At 40.3% G+C, this 18,259-nt stretch carries 13 protein-coding genes; 5 read left to right on the top strand and 8 right to left on the bottom strand.

Features of this window, described 5'->3' with window-relative positions; genetic code table 11:
• Nucleotides 1-182: 182 nt before the first annotated feature.
• Nucleotides 183-1,340: an MFS transporter gene (locus FC24_RS00185; RefSeq protein WP_057872855.1), complete on the top strand. Its 1,158-nt coding sequence runs from the start codon at nucleotides 183-185 to the stop codon at nucleotides 1,338-1,340.
• Nucleotides 1,341-1,805: 465 nt separating this feature from the next.
• Here the strand turns inward: FC24_RS00185 and FC24_RS00190 are convergent, their stop codons facing one another.
• Complete coding sequence (locus tag FC24_RS00190) at nucleotides 1,806-2,630, bottom strand: Rgg family transcriptional regulator (RefSeq protein ID WP_083485577.1); 825 nt, start codon at nucleotides 2,628-2,630, stop codon at nucleotides 1,806-1,808.
• Between the two features lie 88 nt (nucleotides 2,631-2,718).
• On the opposite strand from FC24_RS00190, the gene FC24_RS00195 reads away from it, so the two are divergent.
• Complete coding sequence (locus FC24_RS00195) at nucleotides 2,719-3,936, top strand: MFS transporter (protein WP_057872857.1); 1,218 nt, start codon at nucleotides 2,719-2,721, stop codon at nucleotides 3,934-3,936.
• A 151-nt stretch (nucleotides 3,937-4,087) separates the two neighbouring features.
• Here FC24_RS00195 and FC24_RS00200 read toward each other — a convergent pair whose 3' ends face one another.
• Both FC24_RS00200 and FC24_RS00205 read right to left on the bottom strand, forming a co-directional pair.
• Entirely contained in the window at nucleotides 4,088-4,696 is a 609-nt protein-coding gene (locus FC24_RS00200) for an SGNH/GDSL hydrolase family protein (protein ID WP_057872858.1), read from the bottom strand.
• A 29-nt stretch (nucleotides 4,697-4,725) separates the two neighbouring features.
• Nucleotides 4,726-7,434: an HAD-IC family P-type ATPase gene (locus FC24_RS00205; RefSeq protein ID WP_057872859.1), complete on the bottom strand. Its 2,709-nt coding sequence runs from the start codon at nucleotides 7,432-7,434 to the stop codon at nucleotides 4,726-4,728.
• Between the two features lie 191 nt (nucleotides 7,435-7,625).
• Between FC24_RS00205 and FC24_RS00210 the strand changes: the two genes are divergently transcribed.
• The 3 genes from FC24_RS00210 (at nucleotide 7,626) to FC24_RS00220 (ending at nucleotide 11,851) form a co-directional block, all read left to right on the top strand.
• Nucleotides 7,626-8,534, top strand: coding sequence for an AraC family transcriptional regulator (locus tag FC24_RS00210; protein WP_057872860.1), 909 nt, complete (start codon nucleotides 7,626-7,628; stop codon nucleotides 8,532-8,534).
• Nucleotides 8,535-8,722: 188 nt separating this feature from the next.
• Nucleotides 8,723-10,201 carry an MFS transporter gene (locus FC24_RS00215; protein WP_057872861.1) on the top strand — a complete coding sequence of 493 codons (1,479 nt, stop codon included), beginning with the start codon at nucleotides 8,723-8,725 and terminating at the stop codon, nucleotides 10,199-10,201.
• 30 nt (nucleotides 10,202-10,231) lie between these two features.
• Nucleotides 10,232-11,851, top strand: coding sequence for a glycoside hydrolase family 43 protein (locus FC24_RS00220; protein ID WP_057872862.1), 1,620 nt, complete (start codon nucleotides 10,232-10,234; stop codon nucleotides 11,849-11,851).
• Between the two features lie 69 nt (nucleotides 11,852-11,920).
• On the opposite strand, the gene FC24_RS00225 is transcribed toward FC24_RS00220, so the two are convergent.
• The 5 genes from FC24_RS00225 to FC24_RS00245 all read right to left on the bottom strand — a co-directional run.
• Nucleotides 11,921-13,102, bottom strand: a complete 1,182-nt coding sequence (locus FC24_RS00225) for an ROK family protein (protein ID WP_057872863.1) — start codon at nucleotides 13,100-13,102, stop codon at nucleotides 11,921-11,923.
• 155 nt (nucleotides 13,103-13,257) lie between these two features.
• Nucleotides 13,258-14,766 carry a xylulokinase gene (xylB, locus tag FC24_RS00230; protein WP_057872864.1) on the bottom strand — a complete coding sequence of 503 codons (1,509 nt, stop codon included), beginning with the start codon at nucleotides 14,764-14,766 and terminating at the stop codon, nucleotides 13,258-13,260.
• Between the two features lie 65 nt (nucleotides 14,767-14,831).
• On the bottom strand, nucleotides 14,832-16,175 hold the full coding sequence (gene xylA / locus FC24_RS00235; protein WP_057872865.1) for a xylose isomerase: 1,344 nt from the start codon (nucleotides 16,173-16,175) through the stop codon (nucleotides 14,832-14,834).
• Between the two features lie 120 nt (nucleotides 16,176-16,295).
• A complete protein-coding gene (locus FC24_RS00240) occupies nucleotides 16,296-17,672 on the bottom strand; it encodes a sugar porter family MFS transporter (protein ID WP_057872866.1) in 1,377 nt (458 codons plus the stop codon).
• Between the two features lie 122 nt (nucleotides 17,673-17,794).
• On the bottom strand, nucleotides 17,795-18,259 hold a 465-nt coding region (locus tag FC24_RS00245), incomplete at its 5' end, for a transposase (RefSeq protein WP_162256997.1).

An 18,259-nucleotide genomic window follows, 5' to 3' on the forward strand; every position in this document is an offset into this window, starting at 1 on the left:
CATAGTAAAACCCCTAACGTTGGATTTAGTTGTCCAACGTTAGGGGTTCACTTTAGAGTCACGCTTACTAGATGGTTTTTTAGACCTATGTGATACTATCACATCCTTAGCCACAATAGACGGTATTAAAAAAATTGATACCAGCTATTTAAAACATATCAATTTTATCTGGGAGCTTTTTTATGATAAAAACCAAAGATAAAAATCTAATAACATATCTATTGAGTTATTTTCTATACAATACTGCACGGGTACTGCCGCATGCTATTTTAACCGTTCTATTGTTAGATAAAGGAATGATTGTCAGCCAAATAGCACTCATTCAAAGTTTTTATATGATCGCTGGACTTTTGTTCGAATTTCCTTCTGGCATTTTAACCGATTTGTGGTCAGAAAAAAGAATGTACCAACTGGCACTAATCTGCTTATTTTTTTCTTATCTAGCTATTTGGCTAAGTAATAAGTTTGTATTTCTGTGTGGTGCTTGGTTTATTTATGGTTTGAGTAGCGCGGCAATCAGTGGATCTTTAGAAATTTATTTTTTGCGGCAATATCAAAATAACGATCACAAAATAAGGCGCTTTAATGTGGCCTACAATTATGCAACTTTATCTAGCGCATTGATCGGTGGCGGTATCGGCTCGTTCATTTATGCTGCAATCAAAATCCATATTTATATTGTAGCGTTAGGAATACTATTGCTTGCTCTTTTACTTATCACTTTCTTTTTTCGTGGTAACAGTCTTAAACCACCAGCGAAACAAACCAATTTAATTGCGGAAATCAAAACGATCAAGAATAACACAAAGCTTATTTTTAGTGTTTTACAGATGGCTATTTACCAGATCGTTGCCCAACTTTTTTTTCAATTTTGGCAAGTAATGTTTCTGCATAAAACTTTTTCAAGCAGCTATTTTGGGCTTTTTTATGTTTACTTCCAAATCATTGCTCTAATAAGTAACTATTTATTCAATAAAATGACTGGGTCTAAACGACATTTCTTAACAATTAGCTTGATTACACTATTTTTATTATTAGCTTTGCAAGTCACCTCCCCCTTATTATTTATAATCTGTTTTACACTATTTCTTTTTCCTTTTAATATTTACAATACACAATTATTTGTTGACATAGAAGCTGCTTCACCACCGAAAGTATTGTCGAGTATTGTATCCTTTTCCGGAACGATTAGCAGTATTATCTCAATGCTTACCCTATGGTTAATTAGCGGTTTAAACAATTTATTAAATTTTAAACAAATGTGTATCGCCATCACTATATTATTTTTCGGCCTTTCAACATTTTTATTAAGTGTCAAAGCTAGAAAAAACGTTAAATAAACGTTATGCAACTAAATTAATCATGCTTTGAATATAAGAGCTATGCGATGGATTTTTAATAATTAGTAAAAGTCATCATGCTTATGCTGTACTACTATAATTTTCCAAGATGATGCTAATTCATAAGTTGCACTTTAAAAATCTACTTAATTTTATCGCCAATTCTCAATCCATAAAAAGCTTAATTAAATTTTTCACGCTCAAATTTTAATAGAATTAATCACTACCAATTTAATTTTTTATATTACCATTAACATATTTTTATATTCAGTGAGAAGAAAGCCTATCTCTATTATGGCTAAATTTACGATAATCCCCTTATAATTATTACTGTATTTCACTTGACAATTATAATGGGCTTTTTTATCTAGCACGATGAATAATGATTAAAAATAACCCCCAAAAAAATTCACATTAAAAATCTAAATTTAGCGATTGACATAAAAGTTTAAAGTGTTTCATTCATTAAGATTTCAACAATTCATCAATTTCGATTAGTAAAGCTTGATTTTTTAAAAAAGCCGCTATCCCGCGAATTTTAATTAATTGTACTTCACCAGCTGCATGATCTTGATATAAAAATTCAACTTTAGCGCGGTAGTAGCGGCTTAATAAGCAATAGCCCGCCATCGTAATGTCCGTAGTCATTTTATCCAAACGTGCTAACGTACTTTTTAAGTTTGAAAAATCTTTTGCTTGCACCATCCGATCGCTACAGTTTGTCAATATCGTCGCGAAAACTTGGTCACTATTAGGATAATAACGATAACGCTTTTGTACTTTTAATGCTTCTTGTAAAAGGCTGAGCAACAAAGAATAGGGTAAAACATAGCAATTATTAGCAAAAAACTTAGCATCACTAATGGACCAAGTCGCTAAATTTGAAAAATAGCCAATAATAATAGCCAATTCTGTTCGGTCTGGTGCAACTTTCTGATCATATTGTTGTAACAACCGGTAACTTGCTAATTGTGCCCTTTCAACTTGGCTGGCTTCGATTTGCGCTAAATGTTTTTCAAGTCTCATTGGTTGATGCGCATTCCAAGCCTGACTAACGATATATTGGTAGTAATCTGCCTTTTGTGGATGATAACCATTTTTTATCCAACTAAATTCCGGCATTGTCAACATTAGATTAGCCAATACACCGGCAAATTTATCTGCCGCTAACATTCGTTCACCATTTTCAAACTTAACTGCATTAGTCTTTGAACAAATACCAAAATAAACAGACTTTAGCGGTAAATTTTTATTCAATCGAATCTGCTTAATTACTTCACCATACATCATTAGCACCTCCTAAATAGACAACAATCATTGACCGCTTATTACAATCAGCCGCTTAAACGCCATAATGAATGGCAAGGGAGGCAGGTCAATGTTTAAATTTATCAAATCAAATCCTAAATTCATGCAATTAATTAGTATTAATTTGTGCGCCAAAATTGGTGATCGTTTATTTTACACACCGCTATTAACACTAGCTGCAACATTATCAAAAGCCAAATTAGCCGTGATGTTGGTTGCAATCTCAGAAACGTTGCCAATTCTTTTAAATTTTTTCCTAGGCAGTCGGGCTGATCAAAAACGGCATAAATTAGTTGCTGTTAGCTATAATGCGGGCTTTAGAGGTGTTTTATACCTTATCATCGCCAGCCTACTCTATTTTCAACCCTCACTCACCCTAATTATCAGTATCGCCAATCTTAATTTAATTTCTGATCTATTAGGCAATTATTCATCTGCGCTAACAACACCGTTTACAAAACTGTTGATTACCCTTGACGAAATGCAACAAGCACAAGGTATTGTCAGTCTCACAACACAATTAGTTCACGTTGCAGCAACCTTTATCGGCGCCGTTTTACTAACCTTTTTCTTCAATCAAACAATTGCTTACCTTAATGCTGCGCTATTTTTACTCACTGCAATCTTGTATCGGCTCATGGCACAACATTTAATTGCCATTGAAAAACAACTTCCCCAACAAAAAAATACCCACATCACACAATTAATTAAGATAAATTTCAGCTTACTAGCCAATAATCGATCGGTTCTAAACGAGTTATGCCAGTTAGCTTTAATTAATGGATTTTTTGGTGCCACAACACCTATCTTCGTTCTTTTTCTAAAAGAAGATCAACCCACCCTATTTTTCTCACAGCCACTGACGATTGCCTTGCTTTCCGGATTAGTTACTAGCAGCATGCTGTTAGGTAATGGTTTAAGTAGTAAAATTTGGACGTATCAGTCTAATCAAACATTAAATAACATGGCATTTTGGGGAATTTGTTATGTTAGTCTTGGCTTTTTTCTTAATAATACGATTTTAGTACTAAGTGCGGCTAGTAGTGTTGCTTTTTTATTAGGCTTAGTTTCACCTAGATTTTCCGCTGCCATTATCACCTACTACCCCACGGCAAATTTAGGTGGTATCGTCACCATGGTTAATAGTTTATTAATGTTAATACCACCAGTAACAAGTTTTATTTTCCCGATCATTGCAACCATCAATTTAACTGTAAGCTATGGCAGCTTTCTACTATATGGTTTGATATTACTAGCAATGAGTTGGTTCACCAAATTTAGGAACTAGCCCAGCAAGCATAAGCAATCAGTTAATTAGATTTATTATAATCAAAAACACATTGTTTTGCCATTTAATTTTAATTTTAAAATCAAAAAAACAGCTAAACTGCCAGTTTAGCTGTTTAATCAATTTACATGTTAATAAGAAGTCACAATACTCAACCGTGTGCCTCAATAAAATCCTTAATCATGCGAGCAATCACCAATTGGCCTGCATCATTGGGGTGTAAGGTATCCAAACTATAACGGGCTGCCATTTCTGGAATAGAAAAATCAAGCCAGCTTTGGTAAAGACTGAGGTGGGGAACGCTGTAAGCCGCGGTGACATCCGCGATGGCCTTTTCGTAATCAGCTTGATGCAACCCTAAAGGATTGACAGGTGGGAAAAACAGGCGGCCAATTTTAACATGCGAAATAAAGTACACCGCAGTTTGTGGATGATCCTGTAACGTTTGCGAAAGCATTTGATCTAATGCCCCGTAAAAAGTATCTGGGGTTGCATCCCCTAACTGACCTAATGGTTGATTGCGTCCAAAATCGTTAATCCCACCATAAATGGTTAATAAATCACAGGAAGCGGGAACCATTCGGCTGTAGACCGTCATGGAATTAAAGCCCCCGCTAATGGTGGCGCCAGAAACTGCAAATAAGCTGAGTGCTTTGGGATGCCACCAGCGATTAAGCCAATCGTAATACCAAGTATCCACAAAATGGTTACGCCGGTCAGTAATACTATCGCCAATGGCACAATAATGTTGTATTTGCACAATCCTGCCTCCTTTAGCTAAAGCTTTGCTTAGAGTTTTGAGCGGCGCTGATGATTAATAGTAATGCGTAAGACTTTGTCGAGTTCCGCTACCACTAACGTGACCAAACCGGCAGCTGCCGCAAAGCCCCACTGACCTAAACTCATATTGCCCGTTTGGAAAACATGCCGCATGAATGGCAAGTACACTAATAACAGTTGCAACACCATCAATAAACCGATGGTAGCAAAGGCCATGGGATTAGTCCAAAAATGCCGTGAAAAAGCCAAATGTGGTGTCCGGATATTGAAGAGGTAAAAGACCTTGCCTAATACGATGATGTTCACGGTAATGGTGCTGGCAATAATGTGGGACGTGCCAGCAGATGTCAGCCAATCAAAGGCCCATAAGCCCATTGCCGCAATCAAAATGGCCACGTAGGTCATCTGGAACACATCGTGTTTGTTTAACAGTGACACACCGGTGCGCCGCGGTGGTTGCTGCATGATTCCCTGTTCTTCCGGTTCAAAAATAAACGCAAATTGAATAGTAATCGCTGAAACCATGTTGATCCACAACAACTGAGTAGGAATCAGCGGTAACGCCTGTTCCATTAAAATACTCAAGGCCACAATTAGCCCTTCCGCAAAACTAGTCGGCAGTAAAAAGGCGATGGTTTTTTTAATGTTGGCATACAACCGCCGGCCTTCACGAATGGCTTGCGTCATGGTCGTGAAATTATCGTCGACTAAAATCATGTCTGCCGCATCTTTAGCTACGTCTGTTCCTTTGATACCCATAGCCACCCCAATATCTGCCTTTTTCAAAGCTGGAGCGTCATTGACACCATCACCGGTCATTGCAGTGACTTTACCAGTTTTCTGATAAGCATCAATAATCGCTAATTTATTCCGAGGTGTGGTCCGGGCAAACACATCATAACGATTAATGTTGGCGGTTAATTCATCTGGTGACATTTGATCCAATTCTGCCCCGGTAATGGTTTGGATGTCACTTGCCAACCCTAACTGTCGGCCAATCGCGGCAGCAGTTTCAGGATGGTCACCGGTAATCATTTTAACTTTGACACCGGCAGTCCGCATTTCTCGTAGCGCCGCAATGACTTCTTCCCGCGGCGGATCAATAATTCCGACAATGCCCAGAAAATCAATTCCTTGCTTCAGTAAAGCTGGCGTCACTTCTGTCACTTGACGCGACACCTTTTTGTGCCCCACTGCAACCACCCGTTTACCTTGCTGGGTCAAATCTTGAATAATCTGGTCCCAGTGTGCGCGGTCAAAAGTAGGATCAGCGGCAAGCGCCATTTGGTACAACTTATCTGGTGCGCCTTTGATAAAGACTTCATGCTGGCCTGCTTCGTCCACATCTAAACGCGCGATGTAACGGTAATCGGAATCAAACGGAATCCGGTCCAACTCGGTTAATTTAGGCTCGGCTGCACCTAAGCCTTTATGGTACAAGGTTAAGAAGGCACCATCAGTGGGTTCACCGTTGATGGTCCAATGACCTTCTTCTTGTTGCAACATGGTATCGTTAGCTTCAAAACCAGCCGTCAATAATTTCACTAAAGTCGGGTCTGCTTTAACATCAACTGGCTGTTTGCCGCTGACGATCTGCCCTTCAGGCGCATAACCGGTGCCTGTGACTTGATACCGGTGTTCCCGCGTCACAATATCTTGGGCAGTCATTTCATTTTTAGTGAGCGTACCAGTTTTATCCGTGGCAATCACATCTACTGCACCTAAAGTTTCCACTGCTGGCAGTGTTTTCACAATGGCATTGTGTTTGGCCATTTTGTTAACACCCATAGCTAAAATTACCGAAGTGGAAGCTGGCAAGCCTTCTGGCAGTGAGCCCACCACCATCGTCACCACAGACAACGCTAAAGTAGGTAGCGAATACAAGTGAATCCACCAGCCAAATACAAATAACGCAACCGCAATCGCGATGATGAAATAAGAAATCCATTTACCAAGATTATCCAATTCCTGCATCAACGGTGTTTTGGCCGTTTTAACATCATTGACATCATTTGCAATGTGGCCTAATTCTGTTTCGTGGCCGGTTGCCACTACAATTCCCGTGGCACTGCCGTTAGTGACCGCTGTACTAGCATAAGTCATATTTTCCCGCTCTGCCAGCGGTGTTTTGGCATCCGTTAGCGGCGCAAACGACTTCAAAACTGAATCCGCCTCACCAGTTAAAGCAGATTCTTGCACCCGTAAATTATTAGCGTCTAATAACCGCATATCCGCTGGCACATTGTCCCCCGCTTCAAGGTAGACAATGTCCCCAACGACTAACTGCTTAGCCGGAATATTGGTTCGCTGGCCATCCCGAATCACCGTGGCCTCCGTTGACAGCAGCGATTTAATTTTATCCAGCGCATTGCTGGCATTAACTTCCTGAAAATAACCGATCAAGGCATTGATGATCACCACAAGTCCAATGACTACCGCATCTGAATAATGCTGTAACAACAAGGTCATCACAAAGGCAAACAGCAAAATATAGATAATGACATTATTAAACTGTCTGAAAAAAATGACCCATTTTGGCGTCACATGTGCAGACAGTTCATTGGGGCCATTTTTGGCCAAGCGCCTTTTTGCTGTGGCTTCGCTTAAACCTTGATCCATGTCACTCGCATAAGTTGCTAGTACCTGCGCCGTTGTTTGCGTAAACACCGGCCTGGGACCAGTTTCTGAATCAGGTGGGACTTTAGGTTGCTCTTCCATGAAGTGCATCATCCTCCAATATTATGATTAAGTTTAGTATAGCATAGCCCGTTTTTTCAGGGGAAGTATTATTACTTGATACATTTAGCGCTATACCTTTCCAAAAGGCGAGAAAACGACAAAATACCGTCAGAAAAGCAGTAACACTCCGCCTATGAAAGCGATTTACAATTGGCGTTGAGGTGATAAAAATGAATAAACGATTTATCTCAATCCCCACAATTGAATCGGGATTGTATGTTTTTGGCGGTCATTTACACACAGTTGCTGGCAATTGGCGCTTTTTTGAACAAAAGCATCAAGCATTTGAATTGATGTGCGTCCTTAAAGGCAGACAAACAACCGACATTAAAGGCTTAGCAACTTACACTTACGGTCCTGGTGCTGCAATGATCATTTCGCCAGGAACATTACACACCAATAAAAATGCCAGTGCCAGCGAAGACATGACTTACATTTGTTTTCATTTTAATATTGAAAGCCTACGCTTAAAATCTGAAATTATCAGTACAATTGCCAATACTGTCATTCCAGCGACTGATGCCATCGCAAAAATTTCATTAAAAACGGCAACAAAAATTGTTGAGCTAAGTAAATCTCAGTCAGTAGATAAATTAAAGATCAACTTAAAAATCCAAATTACACTTTTAAACTATTTATACCAATTAACGGAAGAACTCAGTCAGCATCAACAAAATAAACGCCGACATTTTTCTGATCGTGAAGCCAAGGTAAGCCGTGATATGGCAACGTTAATTGAGGAGCACGTGGACAATATAGAAAATCATTCTTTTTCATTTAGTGATATTTGTCAAACACTGAACATCAGCACTGGTTATGGTCATCGAATTTTTAAAAAAGTTTATGGCATTACACCATTACACTTCATTGAAGAGCAAAAGTATCGCAAAGCCAAATTACTGTTGGGTTACTTTGAATATTCCATTGAAGATGTTGCATTTATGACTGGTGCCGGTAATAGTTCGATTTTTAGCAAACAGTTTAAAAAGTGGTCTGGCATTACGCCTAGCACCTACCGTAAACAACTAACTAAAAAACGGCGTGTTCGTTCAATCAGTCAAAGTGGTTATTTTGAGTAAATCAGCCAAAATAAAAGGTCACAAAATGACAAAAAGCGGCGATAAATAAGGCTATTTTAAAATTTAGTAAGCGAATACAATTGGAGTTGTGGATGAGCTCATCCAGTAATTATTAATTAGTTGGCTCGTTCATAAAATCAACCTAACTACTGAACTAACTAACTCTTTCTAAAAGGAGGCTACTGTTTATGACTGAAAAGACAGAAAAGACTAGCCATATTCCTAAACAAAATGACGAATTCGCCAAATTAAGCTGGCGCGAACGCATTAGTTATGGTGCTGGCGATCTTGCACAAAATTTAATTTTTGGCACTGTTGGTTCCATGTTGTTATTTTATCTCACCACAGTCTATGGTATTTCCGCCGCAGCCGGTGCAACAATTTTTCTAATCGTTCGCTGGGTTAATGTTTTCTGGGATCCGTGGGTCGGCGCTGTCGTCGATCGCAGCCATTTTAAAGCCGGAAAATATCGGCCGTTTATCTTATACTATGGTATTCCACTCACGATCTGTGCTGCACTTTTATTTTTACCAATTGATGCTGTCCGCGGTAATGTCATATACGCTTTTTTGGCTTATTTAGCTACTGCTCTAATCTATTCTTTTGTCAATATTCCTTATGGTGCATTAAACGCATCCTTAACACGGGATAATGACGAAGTATCCACTTTAACTACTGTTCGAATGACGGAAGCCAATATTGGTAACTTAATGGTCTACACTTTCTTGCCTTTATTTGTTCAATTAGCTTCTCCAGGAAAGCAACTTAAAGACATCGGTTTTTTTGGCATCAAACTGAATTTAGGTGATTATACCTCCCCACATGCAGGTGGTGCTTATTTTTTGGTGATGTCAATTTACATGATCATCGGTTTTGCCCTACTTCTGTGCACTTATTTTGGGGTTAAGGAACGGGTGTTACCAACAAAACAAGAAACAGATGCGGTTAAATACTCCGATTTATTTGCTGAAATCAAACGTAATAAACCGTTACAAATTTTAGGCTTATTCTTCTTAATTGGTTTTACATTTATGTTTTTCGGGAATACAGTTTGGCCATTTTACATGCAATATAACGTCGGCCATTCAGAATGGATGGCTTCCATTAACTTGATTGGCTCCATTCCTGGCATCTTTTTAGTTTTCTTATGGCCCATTGTTCGGCGGAAAATTGGCAAAAAACAATTCTTTTACATTTTTCTAACCTTATTTGTTATCGGCCAAATTGTGTTATGGATCTGGCAATTTCCAACTTTTAAAGACTCTCCGGTACTCGGTTACATCGGCCGTTTCTTAATGCAGTGGGGCATCACTTCAGCCACTGGCTACATGTGGTCATTAGTACCAGAAGTCGTCTCGTATGGTGAATACCAGTCTAAAAAGCGGGTTGCAGGAATTATTAACGCGATTATGGGGCTATTTTTCAAAATTGGCCTTGCATTAGGTGGTATTATTCCTGGCTATATCAATGCTTTCTTTAAATTTGATGGTAGTAAAGCTACGCAAAGCGCAGCCGCTTTAACTGGGATTCAATGGTCTATGATTTGGATTCCAATTGTCCTTGCTTTTGTTGCCATGTGGATCATGAGTAAGTATCCGCTCAGCGATGCAGACGTCAAACAAATTAATTTGAAGATCGACCAGCGTAAAGTTGCTGGTAAAATATAAAAACATTTTTCAGAAAGGATGACTTGCACGATGAAAATTAAAAATCCAGTTTTACCTGGCTTCCATTCAGATCCTAGTATTATCCGTGTTAAAGACACTTATTACATTGCTAATTCAACCTTTGAATGGTTTCCGGGTGTACGGTTGCACCAATCGCAAGACTTAGTCCACTGGCAACTATTACCAGCGCCACTATCAACAACAACTTTGCTAGATATGAAAGGTAATCCATCATCTGGTGGCATTTGGGCACCAGACTTGTCTTATGCTGATGGCAAATTTTGGTTAGTTTACACCGACGTTAAAGTAACAGAAGGCGCCTTTAAAGATATGACTAACTATTTAACTACAGCAACTGACATTCGTGGACCGTGGACAGATCCAATTAAATTAAATGGTGTCGGCTTCGATGCTTCGCTATTTCACGACAAAGACGGCCGCAAGTATCTACTCCAACAAACTTGGGATCACCGGGAGTATAAACAGCCTTTTAATGGGATTACTCTAACTGAATTTGACCCTAAACAAATGGCATTAATCCCACAATCAGCACGCACCATTTATTCCGGAACTGACGTTAAATTGGTCGAAGGCCCCCATCTTTACCGTAAAGACGGCTATTATTATTTATTTGCCGCTCAAGGCGGAACTGTTTTTGCCCACCAAGAAGTCGTTGCGCGGGCCAAAACTCTAGCTGCCAATGCATTTGTTTCCGAACCGGATGGCCCATTTATCACTAATTTTGACACACCGGACTTCTACTTACAAAAACAAGGACACGGTGCATTGGTAGACACACCTGGTGGTGAATGGTACTACGCTTCACTTTGCTCGCGACCATGGCACCGCCAAAATGAATCGGTGCACGATCCTCGTGGTTGGAGCACTTTAGGTCGAGAAACGGCTATCCAAAAAGTTTATTGGGATGAACAAGGTTGGCCCCGAATTGTTGGCGGACACGGTGGTCAAATTGAAGTAGCAGCGCCAAAAGATGCTAAAGAAACAAAGAGTGCACCAGATCATTCTCGTTATGATGATTTCACAACACCAACATTAGATAATAACTGGAACACCCTGCGCGTACCGTTCACACCACACATGGGCAACATTAATGCTGAACAATTAAAACTCATTGGGCATGCCTCATTGGCCAGCACATTTGATGTTTCTCTGATTGCCCAAAGATGGCAAGCTTTTAATTTTGATGCGCAAACTAAAGTCCACTTTAATCCCTTTAGTTATCAGCAAATGGCAGGCTTAACTAATTTTTATAACGACAAACATTGGTCCTGGATCTTCATTACTTTTGACGAAAAACGTGGTCCAGTTATTGAAATTGCCGAAAATAATAACGGCCACTACACCTCTTATCTCCAAGATCAGGCGATTCAAATTCCAGAATCTGCTACTGGTGTTTGGTTTAAAACAAAGGTTAGAACGCAAACTTACAGTTATGCCTATTCTTTTGATGGCCAAACTTGGCACGACATTGATGTTCAACTAGATGCTGCCGTCTTGTCTGACGATTATGTCCTACAAACTTACGGCGGTTTCTTCACCGGTGCTTTTATCGGCTTAGCTGCAGTTGATTACGCAGGTTATGACCAAACCGCAACTTTTGATTACTTTGACTACAAAGAACTAGATTAATTGCTTTAAAAAAGCGCAAAATCAGCAATTGCCGATTTTGCGCTTTTTCTTTGTCAATTTTTGCTTATTTTAAGTTTGAGCTGGCGTCGTAAACCGCAAATCATACCCATCCAAACCTAATACATGGTGTGTGATCAGCGAACATGCGCCTAACAAAGTAACATAGCCGTAACGTTGTGCAGTTAAATGAAGCTGGGGAATCATCCCCAATTCACTAGTTGTCGCTTTAATCGCTTTAAATGTCGCAGGCAAAGTTTCAACCAAAGGTGAATTCAAATAAATGTCTTCTGGTGCAAAACTAACCGAGGCGTTGAAAATAATCCGAGCAATCGACGTGATGAACAAATCTAGCACATTTTGTACTACTTGATCATCTTTGGCAACTAACTGGACTAAATCTTCTCGGGTAAGCTGGCTAAGCTGTTTTTGCTGGGCCACCGTGTTTAAAATGGCGTCTTCAGAACAAAAATTTTCCACCTTATCATAATCATACTGATTTTTTTGCGGATCAGTAGAAAACATCAACGAGCGGCCGATTTCACCTGCAGCGCCTTTATAACCATGGTAGAGCTGTCGGTTTAAAATAATCCCGGCACCGATACCTTTATGAATGCTGACACAGATAATGTTATTTTTTTGTTGTGCATCATTAAAATCACGCTCAAACACCGCCGACAAATTAGCTTCATTTTCCAGCACCACTGGCACCCGGTATTTGTCTGTATAGCGCTGATACAAGTCAACATCGGCCATATTTAAAAATGGTGAGTTGATAATTTGGGTTTGATCCACAATGCCATGAATGGAAAAAGCAATGCCTAGTAAACCATGTTCAGACGTTACCGTGGCGATGGCCTGATCGATTTGTTGATCGATTAACTTCATAATGGCGGTGATATTGCGCGGACCCGTTTCAATGCGCGCATAACCCACAATGGTTCCATCTAAATAATTCGTCATCACATGCAGGTGGCGGTAACCTAAATCCACACTAATGGTGTAGCCATATTTTTCATTTAACGCCACTAAAATCGGTTTCCGGCCACCGCTCTTCGACGCACTACCAATGCCGATTTCTTTTAAGTAACCTTGTTGCTCCACTTCGTTATACAAAGTGGTGATTGATGATTTGTTCATTTTTAAATTACGGGCAATATCGATACGTGAAATCGGTGCCCCATTAATCACTTGTTGGAGAACCAAATTCAAATTACGCTGGTGAAATGATTCTCGCTTTACTGCTTTAGCCAATTATTTTCCTACTTTCACATCTATATTAGTTAGTTTAAGTATACAACTTTGTATTTGTGAATAAAAATAAGAGCGTAGCTTGAAGTCAGCACAAAAAAACTGCTAAATACCGGGATTACAGCGCGGCTTTAGCAGTTTTTTAATGCCAGTTAAATTTAGTTAAACTCCCGACGAAAAGCCAATAAATCGTGACTTAAGCTTTGAGTTTGCCGATAAACTTGCTGGTAAATTTGGTGCAATTTCTGGTATTGTGCCACATTTTTTGGAATCGGTTCATGAACTGGCCCCAAGTGGACAAATTGCCGCGTAATTGCTTGAAAATCAGAATACCAACCTAAGCCAACTGCGGCAATCATCGCAGCACCAAGTCCTGGCCCCTGTTCATTTTTAAGGCTAACCACTTTTTTATTAAAAATATCCGCTTGAATTTGCAACCACAGTTCACTTTTAGCGCCACCACCGATGGAAATTACCGTATCAAAAGTGCTGTCTTTTTCATCGTAAATTGCCATGATATCGCGGAAACTGAAAATAATGCCTTCCATCACCGCGCGGACAAAATCACCTTTTTGGTGGGTCCCATCGATGCCCGTAAAACTCCCCCGGACATCTGCATCAGCATAAGGCGTCCGTTCGCCTACAATGTAAGGTGTAAATAGCAAACCATGAGCACCCACCACTGATTTAGCCGCACTGGCAATCATTTTAGTAAATGATTCTTGACCACAAAAAGTCTTTTTAAACCAATTTAAAGAATATCCAGCAGCCAAAGTGACCCCCATTGAATAATAAGTGTTAGGGATCGCATGGTCTTCAAATTGCAATAACCCGCGGTAATTAACGCTGGCATTAGCTTCGTATTTCAAAACCACACCGGAAGTCCCAATGCTAGACAGAACCCGATTAGGTTTTAAAATTCCCGCACCTAACGCGCCAGCTGCGTTATCCGCCGCACCAGCAAACACTTTGGTGGCCGGACTTAGCCCCGAAAATTCTGCAAAGCTGTCGCTAATGTGCCCCACTTCCGCAATCGATTGTTTTAATTCCGGACACATGCTGAGTGGAATGTTAAACTGCTGGCAAATTTCTGGACTCCAAGTCTGCTGGTCGGCATCTAACATTACCGTTCCAGTGGCATCGGAATAATCAGTCGCTAGTTTACCAGTCATTCTAAAGCGGACATAATCTTTTGGCAGCAAAAAGGTGGTGGCTTGTTGCCAAATTTCCGGTTCATTTTCTTGTACCCACAACAATTTAGGCAGTGTGAAGCCTTCTAAAGGCCGATTGTGGGTGATGTCGATAAAACGCTCGCCCATCTGGGTAGTAATTTCTTGGCATTGCTTAGTTGTGCGAGTATCATCCCACAAAATGGCCGGCCGCAACACTTGATTATTTTTATCTAGCAAAACCAAACCGTGCATTTGCCCAGAAAAACTAATCCCACTGATATCGGTTGCTTGAATGTGATCGTTTAAAATTAAGCGAACAATGGCAACGGCAGTCCCCATCACCCAATCAGCTGGATTTTGTTCACTGTAGCCTGGCTGGGGATGGCTTAACGGAAAGGCGTAGCTTTCTTGGGCACTGATATTGCCTTGACGATCGACTGCAGACACTTTAACCGCGCTAGTCCCCAAATCAACGCCCAGTACGTATTGACTCATCAGATTGTCTCCCTTCAACAAGAAAGGCAATGGAACTAGGTACCGCCCCATTGCCAATCGCGTCATTATTTGCTCAATGTATCAATGATGTAATGATTAATTGTATCTTTAATTTGTTCAAGGTGATCGGAAGCAGTTGCTGCTCGTAATTCAGCTTGTGGCTTATCGATAATGTATTGTTCCAATTGCTTGAAATCAGTGGTCCCATTTTCGATTTCCGCACCGATACCAGAATTATAGGAGCTGTAACGTTTTGCGACAATATCTTCTAATACCTTGTCTGCTTTCATTTTAGCAGCGACCCGTAAGCCAGCCGCAAAGCTGTCCATCCCCACAATGTGGCCGTAGAACAAATCATTAGCTTCAAAAGATGTCCGACGTGGTTTAGCATCAAAGTTTAAGCCGCCCCGAGGACCGATGCCGCCATTTTCCAACACTTCATACATGGCTGCCACGGTTTCATAAAGGTTAGATGGATATTCATCAATATCCCAACCTAACATTTTATCCCCTTGGTTAGCGTCCAAAGAGCCTAGCAAACCAGCATCCCGAGCAACACGAATTTCATGTTGGTAAGTGTGACCAGCTAAATTAGCGTGGTTGCCTTCCAAATTTAATTTGAAGTCTTTATCCAAATCGTATTCTTTCATGAAAGCAATGGTAGTCGCCGCATCAAAGTCATATTGGTGAGTCATTGGTTCCTTTGGCTTTGGCTCCAACAACATTTGCGCATCAAACCCGATCTCGTTGGCGTAATCCTTAGCCATGTGGAAGAACTTGGCAATGTGTTCTTGTTCTTTCTTCATATCCGTATTCCAAAGGGATTCATAACCTTCACGACCACCCCAGAAAACATAATTTTCAGCGCCAACTCGCTTACCAATTTCTAAACTGTGTTTTAATTGGGCAGCTGAATAAGCAAAAATGTCCGCATATGGCGATGTCCCAGCACCAGCAAGGAACCGCGGATTTGTAAATAAATTAGCGGTATTCCACAATACTTTCATACCGGAAGTCTTTTGGTAGTCCACAATTTTATCGACCACTTTATCCAAATTACGGTTGGTTTCCCGCAGCGTATCGCCTTCTGGAGCCAAATCCCGATCATGGAAAGCTAAGAAATCGACACCCAGTTTATCATAAAATTCAAACGCTGCATCTACTTTTGCCAACGCATTATCCATTGGATCCGTATATTTATCGTATGGCCGCATCGCAGTTCCATCACCAAATGGATCTACCAAACGCTGATCAAATGTGTGCCAGTACGCAACAGAAAAGCGTAACCAATCCCGCATTTTTTTACCAGCAATCACTTCATCTGGATTATAATACTGAAAAGCTAAACCTGATTTTAAATTCTTTTTATGTCCGACGTATGGAACCTTATCTACATGCCAAATACTCATGATTAAAACCTCCTCAGGTTAAATTAATTGTTTATCTTTAATTAGTTCGTGTCAAAAACCAACCTACTACAATTCATATACTAGCGCTTTCAATTTTGCGCGTCAAGGGAAAGTTGAAAATTAATCCAGTGATTCAGTTTTGGTTGCCTTGGTTTGACCAGTACGTTGCCGTAACGTCCGCTCTATTTCTTCCAGCGAACGATTTCGCGTTTCGAAGACATAACGATGAACAAACCAAATGGCGACGAAACAAAGTACACCATAACCGATAAATAAACTGCCAGTGCCAAAATAATCTAAAAGTGCGGGGAAAGTGAGCGAGACGATCATGTTAGCAGTCCAATTGATCACACTTGCAAATGAGTTACCTAGCCCACGAATGTTTAACGGAAACACTTCACCGATCATCACCCACATAATTGGGCCCCAAGTACCAGAGAAAAACGCGATGTAAATCGTTAGTGCCACAACACAAATCACCGCTGCTGCCTGCGATTCGCCAGAAAATTTCATGGCAAAACTCATGACAAACAACGAAATCCCCATGCCGATCGAACCAATGTTCAATAACTTAGTCCGATCGATTTTATCCATAATCACTACAGCGATAGCGGTTACAATGACATTAAAAATACCGATCCCAATGTGAGCGATCAACGCAGCTGAGACACCAAAACCTACATCCGTAAAAATTGTTGGCGCATAGTACAGTACCGTATTACAACCCATCACTTGTTGAAAAATTGCCAAACCGACACCGATCACTAAAGCCGGCCGCACTGCTTTACCAAAAAGTTCGTGCCAACCGCCACTTTTAATTTGGGCTTGCTGATGAATTTGGTTTAACTCAGTATTAACTGCCGTCTGATCACCTTTATTCATATTTAGCAGCACACTTTTAGCAGCTTGCTCACGATTAGTTTTAACTAAAAAGCGCGGACTTTCCGGTAAAATCAGACCGCCTAAAAATAAAATCACTGCTGGAATTGCGGCAAAACCCAGCATCCAACGCCATCCCGTGTAGAAATGGGAAAACGCATAATTCGTGACATAAGCGATGAAAATACCAGTCATCACCATCAGTTGAAACAAGCTGGAAACAGTCCCACGCTTATCTGCTGGTGCTAATTCCGCCAAATAGGTTGGGATTAACGCAGAAGCAGCACCGACTGCCATTCCTAAAACAATCCGAGAAATCATCAAAGACCAAAATTCTGGTGCAAAAGCTGACCCTAACGCGCCGACAAAGAAAATAATCGCTGACAAAAGCAATAACTTTTTCCGGCCAAATTTATCCGATGACGGCCCAATTACTGCAGCGCCTAAAATTGCACCCACTAACACTGCACTAACAATCCAACCCTGCTGCCACGAATTTAAGCTCATCTGTTTTTGGATAAATAAAATGGCACCTGAAATAACACCAGTATCATAACCAAATAAAAGCCCACCCAGCGCACCAAAGAAGTAAATAACACCTGTCGAGATTTTCCTCATTTGACATAATCCTTTCTACCAAATCAAAATTTTAGTAGGTTGGTTTCCTTTACCAACTGATTATAGATGAATTACGGCTCTTCGTCAACTATTGTTGGTAAATTAAATTTTGCAAGTTCTAATCATTTTGTGATTAGGACTTTTTTTGTCTGAACACGGAAAACATACAGCACTCTAATTCTAAATTTGAAGAAGCTACGGAAGCCAAAACTAGCTCTTTTGATTGCTTTGATCTTATTATTTGTGCCCTCCAAAGGGCCATTTGAATACGACGTCATCAAGGTGTTACGAATGGCATCGTGGTGCGTCTGTAATATTTGAAGTGTCCTAAGCATTTCTTCAGAACAACCTGCGGTGTGCCAAAAGGCGGCATTATAATTGGGCCAGTCTTTGTGTTTTAAGGCAGTTTGCACGTGATTTAACACCGTGTAAGTCTGTTTAAGGACTGGATCAAGCTTTAACAAGCGAGTGACAATGTCTTTGGCCGTCACCCAATAAGGGAAATAAGTCCATTTACGAAAGTGTTCGAAGTCTAATTGTTCATGGGGGATTAACAACAATTTCCAATAACGTTTCAAGGCTTTAAA

This window comes from Loigolactobacillus rennini DSM 20253, assembly GCF_001436505.1.
Classification (GTDB): domain Bacteria; phylum Bacillota; class Bacilli; order Lactobacillales; family Lactobacillaceae; genus Loigolactobacillus; species Loigolactobacillus rennini.

Bases quoted from the DNA above. Each gene is read 5' to 3' on its own strand.
- FC24_RS00205 (WP_057872859.1), bottom strand. From the start codon at position 7,434: ATGGAAGAGCAACCTAAAGTCCCACCTGATTCAGAAACTGGTCCCAGG.
- FC24_RS00195 (WP_057872857.1), top strand. From the start codon at position 2,719: ATGTTTAAATTTATCAAATCAAATCCTAAATTCATGCAATTAATTAGT.
- FC24_RS00240 (WP_057872866.1), bottom strand. From the start codon at position 17,672: ATGAGGAAAATCTCGACAGGTGTTATTTACTTCTTTGGTGCGCTGGGT.
- xylA (WP_057872865.1), bottom strand. From the start codon at position 16,175: ATGAGTATTTGGCATGTAGATAAGGTTCCATACGTCGGACATAAAAAG.
- FC24_RS00220 (WP_057872862.1), top strand. From the start codon at position 10,232: ATGAAAATTAAAAATCCAGTTTTACCTGGCTTCCATTCAGATCCTAGT.
- FC24_RS00210 (WP_057872860.1), top strand. From the start codon at position 7,626: ATGAATAAACGATTTATCTCAATCCCCACAATTGAATCGGGATTGTAT.
- FC24_RS00190 (WP_083485577.1), bottom strand. From the start codon at position 2,630: ATGATGTATGGTGAAGTAATTAAGCAGATTCGATTGAATAAAAATTTA.
- xylB (WP_057872864.1), bottom strand. From the start codon at position 14,766: ATGAGTCAATACGTACTGGGCGTTGATTTGGGGACTAGCGCGGTTAAA.
- FC24_RS00185 (WP_057872855.1), top strand. From the start codon at position 183: ATGATAAAAACCAAAGATAAAAATCTAATAACATATCTATTGAGTTAT.
- FC24_RS00215 (WP_057872861.1), top strand. From the start codon at position 8,723: ATGACTGAAAAGACAGAAAAGACTAGCCATATTCCTAAACAAAATGAC.